This is a genomic window from Slackia sp. CM382, assembly GCF_000293015.1.
In the GTDB taxonomy this organism is placed as follows: Bacteria; Actinomycetota; Coriobacteriia; order Coriobacteriales; family Eggerthellaceae; genus Slackia; species Slackia exigua.
Map to the genome: position 1 here is coordinate 19380 of NZ_ALNO01000011.1, position 16341 is coordinate 35720.

The 16341-nt window shown below is 59.9% G+C and carries 8 protein-coding genes; 6 read left to right on the forward strand and 2 right to left on the reverse strand.

Translation table 11 applies throughout. The features are described 5' to 3' along the window. The first annotated feature begins 128 nt into the window (after positions 1-128). Positions 129-4040 carry a GEVED domain-containing protein gene (locus tag HMPREF1155_RS04415; RefSeq protein ID WP_238319105.1) on the forward strand — a complete coding sequence of 1304 codons (3912 nt, stop codon included), beginning with the start codon at positions 129-131 and terminating at the stop codon, positions 4038-4040. A 295-nt stretch (positions 4041-4335) separates the two neighbouring features. On the opposite strand, the gene HMPREF1155_RS04420 is transcribed toward HMPREF1155_RS04415, so the two are convergent. Further along, positions 4336-5313 carry a helix-turn-helix transcriptional regulator gene (locus HMPREF1155_RS04420; protein WP_009077740.1) on the reverse strand — a complete coding sequence of 326 codons (978 nt, stop codon included), beginning with the start codon at positions 5311-5313 and terminating at the stop codon, positions 4336-4338. A 336-nt stretch (positions 5314-5649) separates the two neighbouring features. Here HMPREF1155_RS04420 and argF point away from each other — a divergent pair, with 336 nt between their 5' ends. From argF to HMPREF1155_RS04445, 4 genes are all read left to right on the forward strand, one after another. Continuing rightward, the gene (argF, locus tag HMPREF1155_RS04425) at positions 5650-6645 is read left to right on the forward strand and encodes an ornithine carbamoyltransferase (protein ID WP_006363349.1); all 996 of its coding nucleotides are present in this window, start codon (positions 5650-5652) and stop codon (positions 6643-6645) included. A 17-nt stretch (positions 6646-6662) separates the two neighbouring features. Then, on the forward strand, positions 6663-7619 hold the full coding sequence (arcC, locus tag HMPREF1155_RS04430) for a carbamate kinase (protein WP_006363348.1): 957 nt from the start codon (positions 6663-6665) through the stop codon (positions 7617-7619). 259 nt (positions 7620-7878) lie between these two features. Continuing rightward, positions 7879-9441, forward strand: a complete 1563-nt coding sequence (locus tag HMPREF1155_RS04435) for a YfcC family protein (RefSeq protein WP_006363347.1) — start codon at positions 7879-7881, stop codon at positions 9439-9441. A gap of 765 nt (positions 9442-10206) precedes the next feature. Beyond that, complete coding sequence (locus HMPREF1155_RS04445) at positions 10207-10734, forward strand: MarR family winged helix-turn-helix transcriptional regulator (protein ID WP_009077884.1); 528 nt, start codon at positions 10207-10209, stop codon at positions 10732-10734. 1201 nt (positions 10735-11935) lie between these two features. Here the strand turns inward: HMPREF1155_RS04445 and HMPREF1155_RS04455 are convergent. Continuing rightward, positions 11936-13927, reverse strand: a complete 1992-nt coding sequence (locus HMPREF1155_RS04455; protein WP_009077934.1) for a helix-turn-helix transcriptional regulator — start codon at positions 13925-13927, stop codon at positions 11936-11938. A gap of 671 nt (positions 13928-14598) precedes the next feature. Between HMPREF1155_RS04455 and HMPREF1155_RS04460 the strand changes: the two genes are divergently transcribed. Then, entirely contained in the window at positions 14599-16341 is a 1743-nt protein-coding gene (locus tag HMPREF1155_RS04460) for an FAD-binding protein (RefSeq protein ID WP_009078043.1), read from the forward strand.

Consider the following 16341-nt stretch of genomic DNA (forward strand, 5'->3'; position numbering starts at 1 on the left):
TTTCCCTCTTTTCGACACCGTTCTGTTTACGTATCATGTATGACGTCGTCTGCGTGGACGAAGCGCGCACTGCGCTTTTCCGTGCGGACGACCGAGCCGTTCGATCGAAGCAGAAGGGATACTCCAGCATGAGCGCTTACGAAAAAGCACGCTGGTTGAACGTGCGCATGTTCCGCACGTTCGGCATCGCTGCTTTGTCGGCCCTGATCGCCGCATCGCTTTCTCCGATGGCAGGCGCATCTATATCGACGAAAGCATATGCCGACGACCCGTCCACGGCAGAGTCTTGGGTGCAGGACTACAAGCAATTCCAAGGCCGCGATACCGTGTCCGACATCACCTGGTTCGATTTCACGGGCGCGACGAACACCACTGCGGTCGCTCCGCGTAACGACCGCGCGCTGTCGGTCGGCACGACATGGGAAAAGGAGCTTTCTCCCGATTACGTCGTGCATGTCGAGGTCGTGGGCCTCAAGCCCTTCGATGCCACCGACACTTTCAAGGCTCGAGTGGAAGGCACGGCCGATGCGGCCCTCTACGACGAGAACGCAATCAATCGATACCGGGACGGCCAGCCTGCCGACGTCGTCTTTTCCAAGCAGGATTCCTATTCCCTTCTGAAGACCTACGGCGTCACGGTTCCGGGAACCCCGGTCATCCGCCCCAATAAGGACGGCGGCAACATAGGAGTTCAACTCAAGGTTTCCGCCACCTATCGCGGCGAACCCGTCAAGCTCGACATGATCGTCGCCTCGGGCGAAGAGGCCAATTCCGAGGAGAAGGAGATCTACACGACCGACGGCGAGCCGTGGGAGCTTCTCACTCAGGTTTCCGACGATACGACCGAAGTTTCCTATAAACCGTTGACGTACAACACGGGCATGTGGATATCCAATACCCAGTATCCGGCGCGATACTGGGGTAATCTCAATCCGGCAGCTTCCGCGCATTCCATTGCGGACACCCACGGCGCGATCGGCGGCACCCAGACCTTCGGCGACGGCATCGGCACGCAGGTGTTCGGCCCTGTCATGACGGCGCAGAACGGAGCCATTCCCGCAGGTTGGCAGAAATACGACGCAAACGGCAACAACAGGCTGCGTTACTCGCTGCCCGTGGTCGTCGCTCGCGATGTCAGCAATATCGGGATCTACGTCAATTCGCGCGGAGCCCAGAGCACCATGCTCGGCATGGTGCTGAACGACGAGGGCGACGCTCCCGCATCGTACGGCGAGGCCACGCATGTCATCAATCTCAAGGGAGACATGCCGTATCTGGGTTCCGTACGTCCTGATATGGGCATAAAGAACGCGGACTCCACGGCATGGACTTCCGATGACGATACGGGCGACGCGGACGAAGGCGAAGGGCAGCTGATGAACGGCGGCACGTATGCCGTTTACCGCGCTTCGGACGATACCTATGAGCTTACGGTCCAGGCGCATCCTGGAGCAACGGGCAAGGCCTATGCCAAGGGTTGGGTGGACTTCAACAACAACGGCACGTTCGACGAGGGCGAAGGGTCCGAAGCAGCCGAGGTCACGGCAGACGGGGATCTCAAGCTGAAGTTCACGGACATCAAGCAGAACGTCGATACGAGCATCGCGGAATTGGGTACGCGCGTACGCATCTCTCGTGACGCTAAAGACGTGGAGTCGCCTACAGGCCAGGCATTCTCCGGCGAGGTCGAGGATTTTCTCGTCCAGGTGACCGTTCCGCCGCGCGGCTCGCTCGAAAAGACATCCGCCAAGCAGGGCAAGCCTCAGGCGGCGACCGTGGCGTTCTCTTCCTACGGCATGCTCGATCATAGCACCGATGCCAATTCGATCAACGAAGCGTCAGCTCCCGTCATGGTGAAGCCCGACGGCACGATCGTCCAAACATCTGAACTTGATGGAGATGGCTATTATGCCGTGAGCGGCGAAGGCAGATACAAGATCGAAGCGTCCGGCAAAGACGTGAAGGCCGCATTCGTGCCCGAACGCGGCTTCGCAGGTCCGGCACAAGGCATCGCGATCCGTCGCGTTGATGCCAATGGCCAGACCACAGGTTGGAAGAGTACGAATGATGCGCTTGAGAACGTGAGCTACGCTTCCACGATGGACGGCATGTTCATTCCTACGGTCGTGCCGCTTGCGCCTATGGCTATCCCGGCGACTTCCGAAGACATTCAGGGAAAGCCCCAGTCCGGCAAACCTTCCTTCTCATCCGAAGACGAATCCGTCGCGTCGATGGATTCCTCGACGCTTACGCTCGTCGATCCTGACGGCAACGAGGTCAAGACCCTCGCGGTGAAAGACGAGGGCACGTACGGACTCCATTCCGACGGCACCGTCGTTTTCACTCCTGAGCCTGGGTTCACCGGCAAGGCTTCGGGCGTCAAGGTACAGATGAAAGACTCGCTCGGAAATGCTGCGCAAACCACGTATACGCCGTTCGTCAATCCGGTCGTGCCTACGGCGCAGGGAGCCTCCTCGACGGGAGAGCAGGGCGTGAAGCAGCAAGGCACCGTCGCGTTCACGGCCGGCGTGGGCAAGAATTCCGACGGCACCACCGGTACGGTCGATCTCGATCCGGCCACGGCGATCCTCATCGACGGCAGCGGCAACCCGGTGAGCTCGCTGACGATTCCTCATGAAGGCACGTATAAGATAGAAACCACGCAGGATGGCAACGTCACCGTGTCGTTCACACCTGAAGTCGCTTTCACGGGAAAGGCCACTGGCGTCACGGTTCAGATGAAGGATAAGAACGGCACGCCCGCCACGGCGAAGTACCTGCCGACGGTCATTCCAGTCGCTCCTTCAGGCAACGATGTCGTGAGCAGCGATATCCAGGGTCAGCCTCAGACGGGCACGCCTACGTTCAAAGGCGGAAACGATGAAGTCGGCATTGACGAGAACATTCCTCCCATGATCGTCGACAAAGACGGCGGTCTCGTCGAGTCTCTCGTTGCGGCCGGCGAAGGCGCCTACCGTATCGATACGAATACGGGCACTGTCACGTTCTCTCCGGAGCCCAGCTTCACGGGGAAGGCTGCCGGCATCACGGTTCAGCGCACGGATATTGTCGGCAACAAGGTAACGGCGACGTATACCCCGACGGTCATTCCCGTTACGCCCGCGGGCACGCCTGCCACCTCCACAGGCAAGCAGGGTCTGCCTCAGGCCGGGACGCCCACGTTCGCTCCCGGTACGGTGAATGTCGGCGGCGTCGATAAATCGGTGCCGCTCGATCCTTCCACGTTGACGCTCGTCGACGGCGATGGGAACGAGACCGATAAGGTTACGGTCTATGGGGAGGGTTCATACGTCCTGAACTCCGACGGATCCATAACGTTCACGCCGAATCCCAGCTTCACGGGGACGGCTACCGGCGTCAAAGTCCAGATGAAGGACAAGAACGGAACGCCTGCGACCGCTATGTACACACCGACGGTCACTCCTGTCACACCCAAGGGCACCGATGTGACCTCGACCGGCAAAAAAGGGCAGCCTCAGACGGGAACCCCCGTCTTCACGCCCGGCGATCCGGATGTCCCCGTCACCATCTCCGCTGGCAATCCGGCGAAACTTGTGGTGAACGGTGTGCCGACCGATGAGACCGCCGTTCCTGCGCTTGATGCGAAGGGCAACGAGGTCGGCACCTATACGATCGATCCGGCCACAGGCACGGTGGCGTTCACGCCGCATGCCGACTTCGTCGGCACGCCTGTTCCTGCAACGGTTCAGGCGCTCGATGTGAACGGGACGCCCGTGACCGCCACCTATACGCCGACGGTCGTCGATGAGCCGAATCCCGTTCAGCCGGATGACAAGAATCCGAGCAAGAAGCCCCAGGGTGCTTCTTCTACCGAGCAGGGTGGCAAGAAGGTTGCTCAGCAGAAGACCTCATCAAGTTCGTCAGGGTCTAAGATCCCGAAGACCGGCGATTCCTTGCCCTTGACGGCTCTCGCGGGTATCGCGATCGCTTCCGGCACCGCTTCCGCGGCCATCATCGCATGGCGCAGGCAGGAGCGTCGCCCAGACAGGAGCATCTGACGGCGGCGGCATCGGACGGGGAGCAATCGGCTCGGCATGTCCGACGTGACAGACTAGAGTGAAGGCCGGGGCCTGAAGCGGATGTCGTTTCAGGCCCTACGGCTTTAAGAGCGACTTGAACCTGCAATGTCGACGTCGCGATCACGGCCTATGGAACCGTATCTGCCGAATGGCTCGCACGGTCGCGCTCTTCATGCAGGGACAGCCCGGCACGGTTGCGCTCTTCACGTCGAGTCTGTGAATCCTGCGGTGCTGCCCTTGTTGGCCGCATGCGCGCCGTTGCAGTCGCGTCGATCTAGGCTCTTTTATGGAAGTCGCTGATGAGTTCCTGGCGGTTCGCCATGCCGGTCTTCTTCAGGATGTTGTGCACATGCACCTTCACGGTGCTGAGCGCGATGCTCATGGTCGAGGCGATGTTCTGGTTGTCCTTGCCGAGCAGCACCTGCGTGAGCACTTCCTGCTCTTTGTTGGAAAGCCTGTAATGGTCGGCGTATGCCTCCATGCCGTCGTTGATAAAGGCGGTCAAACGATCGCTCTCGGTGACCGGAGGCCTGCGGAAATGCAGGTTGAGCACTCGTAGGTCTGCGTTCACCGAGTAGAGGGCGCACCAGAGCATGAGCATGTTCTCCATCGGATTGCGCTCAGGGAAGATGAAGATCGTGCCCTTGACGAACTCCGGAGCTTCCACGACGAACATGAGCATGACGTTTTCGAAGACGACGGCGGCGCCCAGGACGAACATGCCCCAGAACAGCTTTCCCTTCTTCTTGGCTTGGCCGCGCATGGCTCCCGTCGAGCGGGCCGTCTGGTATACGGCGAAGCCGAGCGTCCAGAACAGGAAGACTCCGCGCATCGAGACGAATACGAACTCATGCACGTTTCCATGGGGGATGGCGAGTTCGACGATCACGCTTCCGAGCGCGAATGCCACGCCGGGCGCAATGAGCATCGCGCGGTTCTTCACCTCGAAGAAATCGCAGACCATAAGCCACAGGGGGACGAACACGCCCGCACCGGTCAGAATCATGCCGTACGGCTGCCCGACCAGATAGATATAGGCTCCGCGTTCGCTGAGTTGGTCGAGGGAATGGCGCAGGAGGAAATCGTCCTGGAACACCACGGCGACGTCGAAGAAATAGAAGAGGAAGGCGATCGCCGCAAGCAGATAGACGCGCCTTCGCGACACCACGTAGGTGGAGAGGCTCAGGGCCGCGGCCATGACCGCGATGAGAAGAATCACGAGCGTGTAATAGAACAGCGCTAGGTTGGCCATGAAAACCTTCCTGCCCAAGCGGGTTGCAATGCCGATTCAAAGTTTAGTGCTTTCGAATCCCTAAACGGACGAGATTGTAAGTTTTGCTCTTTTAGTCTATTGAACAGGTAGTTTATATTCTAAACCCGGTTTACATCCCTATAGCCACCCGTATTAAGCATGGTAAATGTGCATATGACATCCATATAATGTGCATATGAAGGTGCCGGACGGAGATGAATCCGACGGGGTCGCGAGCCATCGTCGAGAAGGCTGTCCCTATGAGGCGTCGGAATCATCGCTGGGCACGTAATCACGAGGACGGGAGCGATCCCGTCGTAGAGAAAGGAGCCCGACATGGGCGTCAGCCTCAGTGGTCGCAATTTCATCAAGCTTCTCGACTTCTCGACCGAAGAGATCGAGTATCTGCTCAAGCTCTCCAAGAACCTCAAAGATATGAAGCGCGCGGGCGTTCCGCATCGCTACCTCGAGGGCAAGAATATCGTCCTCCTCTTCCAGAAGACCTCCACCCGCACCCGCTGCGCCTTCGAAGTGGGCGGCATGGATCTCGGCATGGGCGTCACCTACCTCGATCCCGGCAGCTCCCAGATGGGCAAGAAGGAATCCATCGAGGATACCGCCCGTGTTCTCGGCCGTATGTATGACGGCATCGAATTCCGCGGCTTCGCCCAGGAAGACGTCGAAGAGCTCGGCGCCAAGGCCGGCGTGCCCGTCTGGAACGGCCTGACCGACCTGTGGCATCCCACCCAGATGCTCGCCGACATCCTCACCGTGCAGGAGAACTTCAACTACGAGATCAAGGGTCGCACCCTGGTGTTCATGGGCGACTGCAAGAACAACGTCGCTCGCTCCCTCATGGTCGTGTGCTCCAAGCTGGGCATGAACTTCGTCGCCTGCGGCCCGAAGCACTGCATGCCCGCCGATGACGTGATCGAGGCCTGCAAGCCCATCGCCGCCGAGAACGGCTGCTCCATCCTGCTCACCGAGGACGTCAAGGAAGCCTGCACCGGCGCCGACGTCATCTACACCGACGTCTGGGTTTCCATGGGCGAGCCCGACGAGGTCTGGGCCGAGCGCATCAAGGAACTCGAGCCGTATCGCGTGACCAAGGAAGTCATGGCCATGGCCAAGCCCGAGGCGATCTTCCTGCACTGCCTGCCCGCGTTCCACGACACCAACACCACGATCGGTGCCCAGAAGGCCGAGCAGTTCGGCATCACCGAGATGGAAGTCGAGGACGAGGTGTTCGAATCCGCTCAGTCCAAGGTCTTCGACGAGGCCGAGAACCGCATGCACACCATCAAGGCCGTCATGTACGCCACCCTTAAGTAGAGACTGGAGACACTGACATGCCTTACACCAAAGGAGAGGGAAAGCGCGTCGTGATCGCCCTCGGCGGCAACGCGCTCGGCAACTCCCCGGCCGAACAGCTCGAGCTCGTCAAGAGCACCGCTAAGAACATCGTCGACCTCATCGCCGACGGCAACAATCTCATCGTCAGCCATGGCAACGGCCCTCAGGTCGGCATGATCAAGAATGCGTGCGACTTCGCCCATTCTCGTGACGGCAAGACCCCCGATGTCCCGTTCCCCGAGGCCGGCGCCATGAGCCAGGGCTACATCGGCTATCAGCTGTCTCAGGCGATTCTGAACGAGATGAGGCGTCGCGGTATCATGCGCTCCACCGCGAACATCATCACGCAGACCGTCGTGAGCCCTGACGATCCGGGATTCAAGAACCCGACCAAGCCCGTCGGAGCCTTTCTCACCGAGGAAGAGGCCAAGGCAAAGGCCGAGGAGACCGGCTACGTCTACAAGGAAGACGCCGGCCGCGGTTGGCGTCAGGTCGTGGCGTCCCCGAAGCCTGAGCGCATCGTCGAGTTCGATGCAGTGCAGGACCTCATGAATGCCGGTTATATCGTCGTCTGCACCGGCGGCGGCGGCGTGCCCGTCTTCGAGAAGGACGGCGCGTATTCCGGCGTTCCCGCGGTCATCGACAAGGACCGCTCGAGCGCACGCATGGCTGCCGACTTCAAGGCCGACATGCTCATCATCCTGACGGCGGTCGAGAAGGTCGCCATCAACTTCAACACTCCCGAGCAGAAGAACCTCGACCACATGTCCGTTGCCGACGCGCAGCGCTACATCGAGGAGGGCCAGTTCGCTCCCGGCTCGATGCTGCCGAAGGTTCAGGCCTGCCTGGAGTATCTTGCTGACTATCCGTCGGGCAAGGCTCTCATCACGTCCCTTGAATGCGCCGAGGCGGCCATCAAGGGCGAGACCGGCACCACCATCACGGTGGACTAGAAAACACCTTGCCAAGTTAGATACGGCTCTATCCAGACCCGCCCATGAGGCAGGCGGGTCTGGGAGGCTATGTCCCTGGTCGCCCATTGGGTGTTAGACGGGATCGATGGGCCGGTGCTGCGACCTTTCTTCGATTCCAAGCCTTTGCCGGGTCCGCACATGAGGCATGCGGACCTGGCGAGGCTGCTTCCAGCTTTCTCCTTCCGGGAAAAGGCGACCCCCCTCTGTTCCATAATCCACAGAGCTCAGGAGGATACGTATGTCCGAAGCAGCTGCTGCTGCGCCGACCGCGTCGGCCACGCAGAAGAAAAAGAAGAAGTTCAACGTCCCCACCGCATTCACCATTCTGTTCATCATCACGATTCTGGCCGTCATCGCCACGTGGTGCATCCCGGCAGGCAAATATGCAAAACTGTCGTATGTGCCCGATAGCGGCCAGCTCATGATCACCCAGCCTGATGGCTCCACCGAGATGCTGGAAGCCACCCAGGAGGCCCTTGAGGCCAACCCCGAGACCGCCGGCATGGCCGTCCAGGTCAGCAAGTTCGTCGACGGCTCCATCACCAAGCCGATTTCCATTCCGGGCACCTACACCGAGCTTCCTTCCAAGAGCAAGGGCCTCGATGAGATCACCTTGTCGATGGTGCGCGGCACGATCGACGGCGTCGACATCATGGTATTCATCTTCGTCCTGGGCGGCCTGATCGGCGTCGTGAACCTCTCCGGAGCGTTCGAGGCCGGCCTGCATGCCCTGACCAAGAAAACCAAGGGTCGCGAGTTCCTGCTCGTCTTCCTCGTCTCCGTCTTCATGCTCGTCGGCGGCACCACCTGCGGCCTTGAGGAAGAAGCGGTCGCGTTCTACCCGATTCTCGTGCCTATATTCCTGGCCCTCGGCTATGACTCCATCATCTGCGTCGGCGCCATCTTCCTCGCCGGATCCATGGGCACCACGTTCTCGACGATCAACCCGTTCGCGGCCGTCATCGCATCGAACGCCGCGGGCATCAACTTCCTCGAGGGCATCGGTTGGCGTACCGCAGGCCTTATCGTCGGCGGTATCGCGGTCATCGCATACCTGTACTGGTATTCCAAGAAGATCAAGGCCGATCCTACGTTCTCCTACACCTACGAGGACCGCGAGCACTTCGCCGAGCTCTATGCCGTTCGTGCTTCCGGCACCGGCCATGACTTCAACTGGCGCAAGAAGGCCATCCTCATCCTCTTCGTCGCCGCCTTCGTCATCATGGTCTACGGCGTCATGGCTCTGCACTGGTGGTTCCCGCAGATGGCCGGTTCGTTCCTGCTGATCGCCATCATCTGCATGATCATCTCCGGCAAGAACGAGAAGGAATGCACCGAAGCCTTCACCGCCGGTTCCGCAAGCCTCGTGGGCGTGTCCCTGATCATCGGCCTTGCTCGCGGCATCAACCTGATCCTCGACGAGGGCCTGATTTCCGACACGATCCTGTACTGGGCGTCCAATGCGGTCGCCGGCATGCCCGGACCGATCTTCGTCGTGATGGTCATGCTCGTGTTCTTCCTGCTCGGCTTCATCGTTCCGTCCTCTTCGGGCCTCGCCGTTCTGGCAATGCCCATCTTCGCGCCCCTCGCCGACGCCGTCGGCATCGATCGCTACACGATCGTCTGCGCATACAACTGGGGTCAGTACGCGATGCTCTACCTTGCGCCTACGGGCCTGGTCATGGCAACGTTGCAGATGTTGGACATGAAGTATCAGCATTGGCTGAAGTTCGTCACGCCGATGGTCATCTTCCTGCTCGTGTTCGGCAGCGGCATGCTGATCGCCCAGACCTTGGTCTAGGGGGACGTGCACGGATCCATGTTCGTGCGTCGAGCATAATCCCGCCGTCGCTCCCTGGCCTAAGGGACACGCGCGAACCCATACCGTCGGCTCGAACGATCCGACGTGCCGAGGAGGCCGCCTACGGGCGGCCTCCTTTTTTCTGAGGGTCTTTCTTTGGTAGCGTGTCCACGCGGCTGGGGATGCCTTCGTCCCATCCCTCGCGCGCGGCTATCTGGTCGAAGCGTGTCCATGCGGCCTAGGATGCCGTCGTCTGCGCGCAGCCTCTCTCCGACCATGCGCCAATCGAGCTCTCTGCATGAAGTGCGAGGGGCGGCAAGCCGCCCGCTATGCGGATGGACGCGTGTCGCTTTGCCATGTACACCTCGCTGAACCTCGAAGCCCCCGCTATGCGGGTGGACGTGCGATTGCACGGGCGGTCGTGATTGTGCGGGAGGTCATGACCATGGCTGATGGCCATGATTGTGCGAGTCATCATGAGTACGGCCCGTTTTTACCGAAGCCCGCAGGGACGTTCGCGTCTCCATTGGCTCTTCGCGGGTGCCTTTGCCGCGGTGCGAAGGCGATCGTCGGCTTGTGCCGTTCAAGCCCGGCATCGATGCTTTCCTGTGAATATATAATCTATTCACTACCTAAAATACGAATAATATAGCTACAAGAATAACTGGTAATACTATGTAAGATAGTTAAATCATGAATAATTGACAGGTATGATCCGAGGGTATTAGAGTGGGGTCGTTCGAGATATCGAGAGGAAGGATTGCCATGAACGATGCATTGAAATCCCTGCGGCAGATGAACAAGGCGAACAAACTCGTTCGCTTCGCATTCAAGAAGTTCGGTCCGAAGAGCTACAAGCGCGGTCAGGGCGCCCTGCTCCAGGCGCTTCTTGACCATGATGGAGCAACGCAGCGAGAGCTTGTCGATGAACTGGGCGTAAGCCGCGGCGTCTTGAAGGATTGCGTCAAGAAGGCCGTCCGTCGCGGGTATGTCGTCATCGGCGATGCCGAGGCGGCGAAGACGTATACCGTCACGCTGACCGATGAGGGTCGCGAGGTCGCGGTCAAACGTCGCAAGGCGCACGAGAAGACCGCGGAAGAAATCCTGTCCGTGCTGACGCCTGAAGAGCAGGCTCAGCTTGATGCTCTGACCGAGAAGCTGATCGTTGCTATGAAGGACAAGGGCGTTTCCTGCAAGGGCAAGGGCCGCAAAGTCCATCGCAAAGGTCATTTCAAGAAGCATGGCCATGCGCATGGCGAGTGCACGCATGTGCATCACCATCATCACGCGTAATCGCTGCGCATATCGTCGCCGCCATTACGCGTAATCGTTGCACGCACGCGCATCGCTGCCATCGCGCGCAATCGCTGCGCGTATCGCCACGGCCGTCGCCACTGCCATTGCGACCATTGCGCATGGTCGCCGGGCATGAGGGGCGTTTTATGGAGGCTAGAGGCTAGATGCCGGTTAAGGAAGCTGTCTCTGGTTCGTTGGATGCCTGTGGCGGCCGAAGATGCCGGCAATATCGATGGATATAGAGGACAGCCGTCGCTTTTCGTCGTATCGGTTATGTCGCGATACACGATCCTAGGCGACGGCCGTCCGTTTTCTTCCGCAGGGCCGGCGTCGACTTCCGACACCGTGATCGGCGCATGACTTGACGTATGACCCCGGCAACGATCGGCGCACGATCCGGCTAGACCCAGTGTACGACGAAGTAATTACGTGCGGCGTTCTCCCCGTATTCCAAAACCGATGCGATTTCCAGCGCCGCGATCGGCACATGACCTGGCGTATGACCCGACGCGCGATCGGCACATGACCTGGCTCACGACTCTCCTGTACGACCCGGCTCGCGAGTCTCCTGTAGGTGAAAACCCTCTCTACTGCCAAAAAATTAAAGCTTAGTATACCCTATAGGGGTATATTTTCAGCACATATGTTGTAACAACAACCGAATTTCATCTCATCATGGATACTTTTGTTGTAAATACAACATAAATTGCGTCCGAGACTCTCTAAACAGCGATTTTTTGGCATCGGCTCTGAATTTTTCGATGTAAAACGCCCTATACCCCCCTGTCCCATTCAATCCACTTCGGGCCAGCAACCTTGAATTGGGAGCGGCTTTGCGTCAGGCCAGCACCTTTACATCAGGAAAGGTTTGATATCGGACCAGCAGCCTTGAACTAAGGGTGGTTTGGTATCAGACCAGCGGCTTTGCGTCAGGAACGATCTCGCATCGTTTGTACGTCGGGGACGGTTGGCACCGGACGGAACGCTATGCCGTCGTCGCGAGGATGAAGTGTTATGCCGCTATCGTGAAAAAGAAAGGAGAAAAGGAGAAGAAGGACGAACGAAAAAAGAAGAGCAGGTCAAAAGATCTCACCGTTTCTGCAAAGGAAAGAGCCGCGCCGAGAGCGAGGGTGAAATCTTGTCGGTGCCGAGGCCGAGAACGGGATCGAGAACGAGAACAAGGGTAAAAACCTCGTCGCTACCGCGAGGGAATGAACATCTCCAAGAGTTCCTCGCGCGAGTCCGCTCCGGTTTTCCGATAGATGTTCCTCACATGCGTGTAGACGGTATTTTCCGATATGACCAGGGTCTTTGCGATATAGACCGACGAGTGTCCCCGTCCTATGTAGCCGAGGATCTCGCGCTCTCGCGGGGAAAGGCGGAATGCATCGCCGATTTCTTCCGCCTTCTGCTTGAAGAACGTATCGTCCATCGCAGGCGCCGCGTGCTCCGCAGCGGCGGACATTCCGTCTTGATCGTCCGCAACGGCGACGTTCTCGAAACCGCCCTCAAGACTTCCGAGCTCACATCCTTCTCGCGACGAATCAATGAGACGCGCGTTTCCGATGATGGGCGGAAGTATGAGGTAGGCCGCATATACAGCGATGATGGATGTGGGGATGAACCAGGTCTCGGAGGGTGACGAGGCGGAACCGCTCGCCAATCCCGCCGCGCTTGCGAGTGCAAATGCAAGCGTGAGACCCGATACCACGAGCGACGTCGGGAACTCTCCTGCATTCGATCCTGCAAGCCCCAAGCCCAGGGCAAGCAGTGCGGCAATGCAGAAGAACGTGTAGGTGACGGCGGAAAACGCTTCGGGCATGAAGGCCCAGTGTTCGGGCAACGTGATGAAGACTACGGTGGCGAGTGATGCGATGGGAAGCAGCACCTGATAGAGCGTATGCAGAAGCGGTCCGTCGGAGGGGCGCAGGCAGAATACAGCGACGATGAGCGCCCCAAGCGCGCCGCCGACGGATTCCGCGCTGATCGCGTCGAAGAGCATGGCGTGCGAGACCCCCATGAAGTATGCGAACATCGCCAGCCCGACGATGGCCGGCATCAGGACCGATGCGAACCGGCGCATCATGCCCTTGGAATCGAAGGGAGCCTCCTCCGAAACGTTCGCGAAGGAATTCGCTTTCGCCGGTCGAGTGCCTAGCTCGAAGCGAGATGCATCCGATGGGTTCGCATCGCCGCGCTCCGATGCGTTCGCGCGGGCTTGCGCTTCGCCCTCCCGGTCCGTGAGATGGACAGCCTCTTCGATGCGGGAGGCATCAGGGGAAGTCGCGCTGATGGCACCCTTCTTGTCAGGAGAGGTTGCGTCGATGGCAATAGCGTTCTCCGCGTCGAATTTCGTCGCTCGGACGGCCGCCGCGGCGCTTATGGAGTCTTCGGTCGCAATCGAGCCTTGTGCATGCTTGCGGTCAAGCAAGGAAGTCAGAAGAGGCCAGAACGAACCGGCGAGCACGAGCAGTGAGCACACTGCCACGAGAGGTGTAGCGGGAAGGTACGTGAACAGCCAGTTCGTAACTGCCGTCGTGCCTACGGTCAGGCAGAGCGTTAGGAGCAGCCGTCGGGGCCCTTCTCCCGAAAACGACTTCGCCCATATGATGAACAAGGGAATGATACATATTCCCGCCAAGGTGCCCGAAGCGCCGACCGCCATCGGCGCGAAGGGGAAGACTCCCGCGCACGACAGGTAGAACGTAAGCATCGATGTCGCATAGAGGGCGCACGCGATCCAGGGCAGGACTTCGGAGGATAGAGTCCCGGAAGGCAGGATGCTGGAGGGCAAGGCGCCGGAAGGCCGTGCGCCAGAGGGCAGGACGTTTGAGGACGGCGCACCGGAAGGCGAGGTGCTGGAAGGCCGGGCACCGGCGGACAGGACGTTGGAGAATCGGGCGCCGGAGGACAAGGCACCGAAGGGCAGGGTGCCACGGAACATCGTTTTGCCAGGCAGCATCTGTCCGCCGAACCCGCCTGTTTTCAGCGTTGCGAGGAACAGTATGGCGGAGGCGAAGATAGCACCTGCCATCAGAGGCTCCACGAACGCCTTCACGATACCGTCGGCTATGGCGATACCATTGAAGGGGACGACGTTGGGAGAATACAGGGGAATCGTTGCGAAGAATGCGATGAACGCGAGCAGACGCATGGCGTATGCGTCAGGGTTTCCTGGGTGCTCTTCCATGCGCTCCTTCTTTCGGGATAAGGATCATGCGGCATCGGTCTTGCTGCGTCGTTCTCAAGCTGGCTCGTGAGCACCAGAACGGTACGCTCGGGGCCGCGCGGGGAAAGCTCCTCGGCAAACCGGCGACCTTTGAGATGCGTCTTGCGCGGCCCCGGGATTCGCATGCTGCGTTCCAAGGGGCTCGCATCATAGGGGTTTCCCAGCATCGCATCTCGTATCTTAGGGGATTCGCATCGCGCCGCCGTCCAAGATACCTAATTTCCTTGATGCCTGAAAGGCCAGTTCATAGCTAAATGCATAGTTTCCGCGATGTGCAGGCGGCAAGCAGCCGTCTAGCATTGCCGGCAACGTCGATGAACCTGCGAGCAATGCCAACGCACCTGCAAGCAACGCTAAGACGCTTGCCTGCATCATATGGGCATGCAGACCTGTGGCAAGCGAACCTGTGGGCATGAGAACCCGCGGTTCTGCAACACGCGGGTCTACGGATCCGCAGACCTCGCAGACTCGCGGGCATGCGAACCCGCGGACATGCAGACACGCAGACCTGCGGAGCTCGTTTCATCGGCGCTCGCATGACCGTCGCCCGCGCTTACGGAGGGCGCTCGTCCGCATAGGTCGGACGAATCGGATGGGTCGGCGGCGCAAAGGAAAGAGGGAAGGGAATCGCAATGTCCGAACTGACTCGTAGGAATTTCTTGAAGGGCCTCGGCATCATGGGCGCCGGCGGCGCGGCTGCGGCGGCACTGGGCGGATGCGCTCCGAGCGCATCGGGGATCGGCGCGGACGGCTCGTCTTCAACGACCGCAGCCGAGCTTCCCAACCAGTCATGGCGCGTCGCCCCTGAAGAGGTTTCCGACTTCGCGCAGGAAATCGATTGCGACGTCGTCGTCTGCGGCCACGGTTTCGCAGGCATCACCGCCTGTCGCGAGCTCGCCGAGGAAGGCAAGAAGGTCTACCTCGTGGAGAAGCAGACAGAGGAGGGCTATGCTGCGGTCGGCAACGAATTCGCCTCGCTGAACGCCAGCATCCTTCAGGAGCGCGGCGTGCCCCATATCGATCCGGTCGAGTTCTATCAGAACTATATGACCATCACCGGGAACTATCCCAACCAAGAGCTCGTGATGAAGTTCTGCCAGAACTCCGGCGCGAATTCCGATTGGTATCTCGAAGGCCTGAGCGATGATGATTTCGCGACGATGACCACGGCGTTCTTCCCTCAGACCGAGCATCAGCTCGATCATCTGGGCGCCATCAAGTTCTGGCCGTCCGTCTGCAGCTTCTACGGCGATTGCAACCAGACGAAGATCCATGGCTACAACCGCGAGGCGGCCAAGGCCGCGGGCGCCGAGTTCCTTTTCGCGACCGAGGCGCAGTACGTGATCATGAAGGACGGCAAAGTCGCCGGACTGGTGGCTTCCAACGAGAGCGGCAACATCAAGTTCGCCTGCAAGGCGGTCGTCATCGCGTGCGGCGGTTTCGGCGGCAACGTCGAGATGATGAACGATCTCATGCCCGATATGTACCATGCGCTCGTCGAGGGGGAAAGCCTCTCGTCCATGTCGCCCAACAACGGCCGCGGCGTGCAGATGGCCTACTGGGCCGGCGCGCATCTCGAGACGTGCCCCATCCCGGGCATGAACATGAAGGGGCTGTCCGTTCCCGGCAAGATGAACTGCCTGCCGCAGGCTGTCTGGCTCGATGAGCGGGGCAAGCGCTTCTGCAACGAGTTCTATCCGACCGCCGAGCAGCGCGGCCTGCAGACCGTGTACAAGACGCGCAAGACCAAGTTCGCCGTCCTCGACGCCAACTTCCCCGAGTACCGCCAGTACACGATCCCCCAGCATGCGGGCTTCAACGCCACCGACGAGAACATCGCCAACCTGCAGGCATCGCTCGACAAGGCCTATGCGAAGTTCAAGGGCACGTACGAAGAGCCTGCGGGCGGGGAAGAGAAGAAGCAGATGGGTCCGATGGTCGAGGTCGAATACATCGCCGACGACACGCTCGAGGGCCTGGGCCGCCAGCTCGGCTTCGAGGGCGATGCCCTGCAGACCTTCCTGAAGAGCATCGAGGATTACAACTCCTATTGCAAAGAAGGCGCCGATCAGGAGTTCGGACGCGATGCCGCCGTGCTCTTCCCGGTCGATACCGCCCCGTTCTACGCCTGCACCTTCGATCCTGCGCTGGGCGAGACGATGGTCACCTGCGGAGGCATCCTGACCGACGGCGACCAGAATGCGGTCGATGCGAACTACGACCCGATTCCCGGTCTCTACGTGTCGGGCAACGACTGCGGGCGCCGCTTCGGCTACGAATACATCACCCCGATTCCGGGCATGTCGCTCGCCATGGCCATCACGCTCGGGCGCGAATGCGGCAAGTCCGTCGGGAAATTCCTCGCGACCGCGTAA

What these genes read in the sequence shown, in the direction of transcription:
- HMPREF1155_RS04415 (WP_238319105.1), top strand. Translation starts at nt 129, where the DNA reads ATGAGCGCTTACGAAAAAGCACGCTGGTTGAACGTGCGCATGTTCCGC.
- HMPREF1155_RS04420 (WP_009077740.1), bottom strand. Translation starts at nt 5,313, where the DNA reads ATGGCCAACCTAGCGCTGTTCTATTACACGCTCGTGATTCTTCTCATC.
- argF (WP_006363349.1), top strand. Translation starts at nt 5,650, where the DNA reads ATGGGCGTCAGCCTCAGTGGTCGCAATTTCATCAAGCTTCTCGACTTC.
- arcC (WP_006363348.1), top strand. Translation starts at nt 6,663, where the DNA reads ATGCCTTACACCAAAGGAGAGGGAAAGCGCGTCGTGATCGCCCTCGGC.
- HMPREF1155_RS04435 (WP_006363347.1), top strand. Translation starts at nt 7,879, where the DNA reads ATGTCCGAAGCAGCTGCTGCTGCGCCGACCGCGTCGGCCACGCAGAAG.
- HMPREF1155_RS04445 (WP_009077884.1), top strand. Translation starts at nt 10,207, where the DNA reads ATGAACGATGCATTGAAATCCCTGCGGCAGATGAACAAGGCGAACAAA.
- HMPREF1155_RS04455 (WP_009077934.1), bottom strand. Translation starts at nt 13,927, where the DNA reads ATGGAAGAGCACCCAGGAAACCCTGACGCATACGCCATGCGTCTGCTC.
- HMPREF1155_RS04460 (WP_009078043.1), top strand. Translation starts at nt 14,599, where the DNA reads ATGTCCGAACTGACTCGTAGGAATTTCTTGAAGGGCCTCGGCATCATG.